Here is a 2,088-nt window from a genome sequence, read left to right as displayed (position 1 = left end):
CCGCCATCTTTTGGTACAGCCGCTCTAAATCCTAATGTTTTTCTTAGCTTCTCAAGTCTTGCGGGTAATGGAACATCGGAGTCTGTTGCTATTGTCAAATCCCAAATTTCTTCTCTTGCTTCTTTTCCCGCGCCTTTGCGACGCACATAAAATAGAGAAGGTTTTTTACCGACACATTCCAACATTAACTCATTGGCGCGATCGCGCCGCTCCCTAAATTCGGGATATGATTTCAGGGCAGCTTCACCTTCAAGATGGCGGATAAAACTATCAATTGCTGAAGCTATGAACATATAACCCCAATCTTCAGAGTTTGTTTTAATTTTCGAGGATTTTGCTGTTAATTTATTTGCTACTGAACGAATACGTTCTGCATCGGATTCTGAGATGGTGCTGGTATGGCTTTTGACTACAATTTTGAGCTTTTCGCAAATTAATAATAGCTTCTTGCTATCTAAATTCAATTCTTTTGCTAGTTCGTAGATTCTGAGTTTACCGTTGTTCATCCAGTACTGCCTTTGCCAACAAAATAGGGTTTAAATTTAAACGCAAAGGGGAGGCAGCGCGTTGCGGGGTTCCCACGCCACTTGCTTCAAGCCGGGGAACCCGTCCAACGCAGTGGCTCCCCGTTGTAGCGACTGCCGTCGCGCAGAGGTAAGCGCAGAGGAGCGCAAAGTTTATTTTAGTCCGATTCGCTACGAATTAAATTTGTCAAAACTCTGCGTACCTTTGCGTTTACTTTGCGTTCCTCTGCGTTTAAAAACTCTACGATTTCGGTTATTATTGCCCACTAAATGACTATAGTTTGTACTGGCGGTAAACTTCACTGGCAGCGCGATGCAGCAGAGAATGCCGCCATACTAAAGATTTCATATCATCAGCATAACCACCGCCAATGACGCAGGCGACTGGATAACCGCTACTCATACAGGTACTCAAAACCTGCATTTCCCGGCGAAAAATGCCAGCATCGGTAAGGGCTAATTTGCCTAAGCGATCGCCTATATGAGGGTCAACACCTGCATCATAAAATACTAAATCTGGCTTGACTTTTGATAATAAATCTGATAGATAATTCGCTAAAGTTTGTAAATAAGCATCATCCTCCATTCCCACCGGCAAAGGAACATCCAAATCGCTGTTTTGTTTAGTACCGGGGAAATTGACTTCGCAGTGCATAGAAAAAGTAAAAACGCTGTCGTCGTCTTGGAAGATAAAAGCGGTGCCGTCTCCTTGATGCACATCCAAATCTACAATCAGGATTTTTTGGACAAGTCCGAATTTTTGTAAAACGCGACAGGCGATCGCTAAATCGTTGAAAATACAAAAACCAGACCCATAACTAGGAAAAGCATGATGAGTTCCACCAGCCGTATTACAAGCTAAACCCTGACTTAGTGCCAGTTTAGCAGTCAGTATCGTACCACCTACCGCTACACAGGTACGATTCGCTAATGCTGGACTCCAAGGCAAACCAATGCGACGCTGTGCTTTGGGATCTAAGGTTCCTTCACAGTAAGATTTAACGTAGTTTGGAGTGTGGACTAACTCTATCAATTTTAGCGGTGGACGTTCGGGGGTGTGAAATTGTTCTTGATTAGCCACACCATCAGCTAACAGCAATTCGTAGAGTTGTCGGAACTTAGACATCGGGAAACGATGTCCTTCAGGTAGCAAAGCAACGTAATCTGGGTGGTAAATAATTGGCAAATCCATGTTATTAATTTTTAACCATAGTCCGATGCCAAACTATGAGACAGGGAACGCATTAACAAGGCCGACCCACGTATTGTCATTGCAGGGTATTGCCCAGGGCTATTTCATTCTCATCTAGCCCGCCTCAGAATAAATTCTGAGGCTAATAACAAAAGTTGTCTAAAGACGACTAAGAAAGGTTTTTAGTCCACTAAAGTGGACTTAAGCTATGAGCCGCGGAACTTTAGTTCTGGGCGGTTTATGTTTAGAACGAAATAGCCCTGCTAAAAAGCAACTTAATAATTAATAAGCTGCTGTTACTGCCAATTATCCTTAACTACAGAATTGAACTTAATATGAATAAATTGCTTACCATTGCCATTCCTACATTCA

At 42.8% G+C, this 2,088-nt stretch carries 2 protein-coding genes; both read right to left on the bottom strand.

All coding sequences use genetic code 11. The features are described 5' to 3' along the window. The coding region (locus tag LC574_RS37270; protein ID WP_229458646.1) for a translation initiation factor IF-2 N-terminal domain-containing protein at positions 1-506 on the bottom strand (506 nt) is incomplete at its 3' end. 292 nt (positions 507-798) lie between these two features. Continuing rightward, positions 799-1,716 (bottom strand): histone deacetylase, encoded by a 918-nt coding sequence (locus tag LC574_RS37265; protein WP_229458645.1) that lies wholly within the window; start codon positions 1,714-1,716, stop codon positions 799-801. Positions 1,717-2,088 lie beyond the last annotated feature (372 nt).

The sequence above is a fragment of the Nostoc sp. CHAB 5715 genome (assembly GCF_020829685.1).
Classification (GTDB): domain Bacteria; phylum Cyanobacteriota; class Cyanobacteriia; order Cyanobacteriales; family Nostocaceae; genus Nostoc.
This window is presented reverse-complemented; position numbering and strand designations above follow the sequence as displayed.

Excerpts from the sequence above, each read along its gene's own strand:
- LC574_RS37265 (WP_229458645.1), bottom strand. The coding sequence starts at position 1,716 with ATGGATTTGCCAATTATTTACCACCCAGATTACGTTGCTTTGCTACCT.